2 protein-coding genes are annotated in these 2,107 nt (G+C 45.0%); one reads left to right on the top strand and one right to left on the bottom strand.

Features of this window, described 5'->3' with window-relative positions:
* Positions 1–573: 573 nt before the first annotated feature.
* Positions 574–1,695 (top strand): stalk domain-containing protein, encoded by a 1,122-nt coding sequence (locus AC1DWB_RS34005; protein WP_477545495.1) that lies wholly within the window; start codon positions 574–576, stop codon positions 1,693–1,695.
* Between the two features lie 111 nt (positions 1,696–1,806).
* Here AC1DWB_RS34005 and AC1DWB_RS34000 read toward each other — a convergent pair.
* On the bottom strand, positions 1,807–2,107 hold a 301-nt coding region (locus AC1DWB_RS34000), incomplete at its 5' end, for a bacterial transcriptional activator domain-containing protein (RefSeq protein WP_477545494.1).

Here is a 2,107-nt window from a genome sequence, read left to right as displayed (position 1 = left end):
GTGTGTAGTTCTATCCAACATTCTCACCTGCTATCTGTAATAATTTACTTTCGACAAGAAGCATTAAAGGCTCTTTTGAATCGATAAGTATAAATTGATCTTAAATTTACTTTTCTATATAATCAAGCGTTGAAGCAAAACGGCCGTTCCAAGTGAAAAAGGACCCCTACGCTATACCCCACAAAGTGAAGATAAGCTTCGGAGCATATTCCGAGTACTTTGCGGGGACCCCGGGTGCTCARACATCTTGTTTGAACCTCCTCGGATTGTATAAGGGACTTTGCGGTATGGAGGTTCAAGCCAAAACTCGCCGGGGTCCTCTTTTTCACTTTCCACTCCTCTTGTCCACAATGAATCGACAGCGTCAAATGAGACGCTTCATTAGAGAAAGAGCTGCTTTCCAGTTGAAGCAGCTCTTTCTCGTACATGCTCTGAGATCAAAAAGATATAACCGAGGTTATAACTATAGTTAGACTCTTATGAAAGTCAGCTTTGCTAAAATCGAATTAAGTTAAGCTTCGTACCATTGAGCGGCAGCTTAACCGTAAATCGATCAACGGAAGGAGAATGTCTTTGAGAACGATACTGGTTTTACTTATCGTGGTCTTGTTATCCGGATCCATGAGCTTTTCTGCATTCGCAGAAAACGATTATACAAAGATCAGCATTGAATTTGACAGCAAAAAGCTTGATGTCGAAGCCTACTTGGTAGACGGCCGAACATTGGTACCATTGCGGGCGATCTTCGAAAAACTGAATGCTGAGGTCAAGTTGGAGCAGGAAACCCAATCAGTTACTGCAACGAAAGGCTCCACCATCATTAAGCTTCGAATCAATGACGTAACCGCACAAGTGAATACTACGTCTGTGACGCTCGATGTGCCTCCGATGCTTATTAATTCGTCTACCTTCGTCCCGCTTCGGTTCGTATCTGAATCTCTTGGCGCTCAGGTCGCTTATGACTCTGTGCAGCTAGTTGCAACGATTCAAACTAATTCAAGTCCCAGTACGAATCCGTCGACTACTCCCACCGAACAAACTGTCGAGCCTTTTGTAGTAAAAGGCCGCGTAACGGATAAGCAGGGCCAGCCTCTGGAAGATGTAGAGATCATAGCAGAAAACCAATTAATTCGTTCAAGCTACCAGAAGACGTTTACCGATGCGGATGGGTACTATCAGATCGATCTGCCACAAATAAATACCACTTGGAAGATGATCAGCTATTATGAGCGTAAATTGGAAGGAAAGGTGATTCCATTTAATCTGACTTCCGTCACAGACCGGCCGTTTGGGGCGAATAAGGGAGCCGTASGGGATTTTGTCTGGGATGATATTAGCGGCAAGGTGATTATTAATATATGGGACTATCCGGAGAATGAAAATTGGCCCAAGTTTTCCCTTGATGAAGTTGAATTGACGCTGACCCCTGTCTCCCGCTTAATTGATGGCAGCGAAGGTAAGACGATTAAGGGAATGAGTGTCTTTTCAATAGATGGGGCGGGTCTCCAAACTGTGCCGATTGCCAAGTACGAGATAACCGCCAGATGGATGCCGACCGGGATGGATCCGATCCCGATGGTTGTTTCAGACTACTCCTCAGATAAGTATGCCAAATCTATCATCACCGCAAATTTCGAGACTACCTTCGAAACAGATAAGCGGGTTGCGATTAAAGTTGCATTCCCGAAGAGCTAAGCTCCGATTTAGCTAACATTGAAAATGAAAAAGATCATCAGCAGCTGCAAGCTGACGTCGGTACTCAACCGACGCCAGTTTTTTATATAAAGCAATATTAAACCGAGGAGATCACTGATATTGTTCATATAGCCCTTGAATGAGCGGCGAAGGTTGCAGGCCAAGTTCTTGAAGCAGCAATTGCGTATAGCGTTCATAATAGTGATGAAGGGACTGACGGTCCCCCATAGCCCCTACGATATTCAGGAGCAGCAGATTGGACTCTTCTTCAAATTCATTGCGGGATACCATTTTTCTGGCAATGTGCGCCGCTTCTCGATATCGGTGCTGAGCTAGCAGCCAGCTTGCGAGACGCTTGGCAAAAGCATCGTACAATATCGTCAATCGTTCACGCTCCACAGCAGCCCACACA

The sequence above is a fragment of the Paenibacillus sp. P4_E11 genome (assembly GCF_056401635.1).
The sequence above is the reverse complement of the archived record's forward strand: the minus strand, read 5'-3'. Positions and strand labels throughout refer to the sequence as shown.